This window comes from Phytoactinopolyspora endophytica (assembly GCF_004138495.1).
Classification (GTDB): Bacteria; Actinomycetota; Actinomycetes; order Jiangellales; family Jiangellaceae; genus Phytoactinopolyspora; species Phytoactinopolyspora endophytica.
Map to the genome: position 1 here is coordinate 143,234 of NZ_ML142866.1, position 1,724 is coordinate 144,957.

General features: G+C 70.2%; 2 protein-coding genes. One reads left to right on the forward strand and one right to left on the reverse strand.

Annotated features, from left to right (window positions below):
* The coding region (locus tag ELR45_RS27580) for a glycerate kinase family protein (protein WP_205857380.1) at window positions 1-711 on the reverse strand (711 nt) is incomplete at its 3' end.
* Window positions 712-794: 83 nt separating this feature from the next.
* Between ELR45_RS27580 and ELR45_RS27585 the strand changes: the two genes are divergently transcribed.
* A partial coding sequence (locus ELR45_RS27585; protein ID WP_205857381.1) for a GNAT family N-acetyltransferase occupies window positions 795-1,724 on the forward strand: 930 nt, incomplete at its 3' end.

The following is a 1,724-nucleotide window of genomic DNA, read 5'->3' on the forward strand; positions in this document are numbered from 1 at the left end:
GGCCATCTCCGCGAACCTGGTCAGCGCAGCATCAGCCGCCAGCTTCGATTCTTCCTCGACCAGCCCCTTCTGCTCACCGAAGACATTGGTCGCGCCGCGCAACCCGAGCAGCGGGTTGTCGACGTCCGACGCGGCGACCAACTCGACACCCGCCACCTTCTCGCGAGCCGCGGCCAGGTCCACGCGGGACAACGTGGCCAGATCTGCCGGACCGCCGGTCAGCGCGCCATCCGGTTCCGACGTGGCGCCCAGCGCCGCGAGCAGGCCCGCTCCCCCGTCGTTCGTTCCGGAGCCGCCGAGCCCGACGACGACCCGCCGTGCACCAGCGTCGACGGCCGACGCGATCAACTCGCCGACGCCATAGGTGGACGCGCCCATGACCGCACCCGATGCCGGCCTTCGCCCATCGGAGTCCAGCGGCAACAACGCCAGCCCGCACGCCTGTGCCGACTCGATGTAGGCGACGTCGTCCACCAGCAGGAACGTGGCGGGCACGGTCTCTTCCAGCGGACCATGCACCGTGACGGCGAGCAGCTGGCCGCCGAGGCTCGCATGCAGGACGTCAACGAATCCGGGACCGCCGTCGGCCATCGGAACCGGCACCACCTCCGCGTCCGGGGCGGTGCGGCGCCATCCGTCAGCGATCGCCTCCGCGGCCTCGACCGCGGTCAGCGTTCCGGCGAACTTGTCAGGGGCAACGAGGATCCGCATGGCGCCGAGTCTGTCAGATCGCTGCCCGGACGGCACCGTCGCAGGCCGCTGCGGATGGGCCGCCGCCGGCACGCGGTCTCGGTGTGGAAGCATCGAACACGCAGGCGCTGCCGGTCGCCCGCAAGGACGGACGCCGGCACGTCGTCCCAAGCGGCCACGCGGACCGGAGGTTCGACATGCGGATACGGCCGATGCGGCCCGAAGACGTCGTCGTCGCGGAGCAGATCACCGCGCACGCCTTCGGCACCGCCTCCACGGCCGTGCCGACAACCGCGGGCGGCACGTTCTCGACCACTGAGTCCCCACAAGCCGAGCAGCCACCGTCCGGGCAGGACGGCCTACGCGCGGGCCGCTCACCGCAGGCCAGAGAGCGCTGGATGGATCGGCTCCGGCACGTGCTCGGCACAGATCCAGGCGGATGCTGGGTGGCCGACGACGACGGCGTGATCGGTATCGCGGCGTCGCTACGCCGTGATCTGCTCTGGGTGCTGTCCACCTACGCGGTCGCCCCAAGTCATCAAGGACGAGGTGCCGGCAAGGCACTGCTGGAGGCCGCTGTCGGCTACGGCCAGGGCTGCCTGCGCGGCATGCTCTGTGCGCTGCCGAACCCGTGGGCGTTGCGCCGGTACCGCAACGCGGGCTTCACTCTGCACCCCACGTTGAAGCTCGTCGGCACGGTCGATCACAGCGTCATACCCCAGATCGACGGCGTGCGTGTGGCGACAGAGGCCGACCTCGACCTCGTCGACTCCGTGGACCGGCAGGTACGTGGCGCCACTCACCGTCCGGACCACCCGATACTGAGCGACTATGGACTTCTGCTGGTGTGCGACCTGTTCACCGGCTCCGGCTACGCCTATCTCGACGGCTCTTCGGTCGGATTGCTGGCCGCGACGAACCGGTCGATCGCCCAGCGGCTCATGTGGGCGGCGCTGGCTCAGGCAGGGCCGGCCGACGACGTCAGCGTGCGGTATCTCACATCCGACCAGGAGTGGGCGATCGATGTCGGCCTT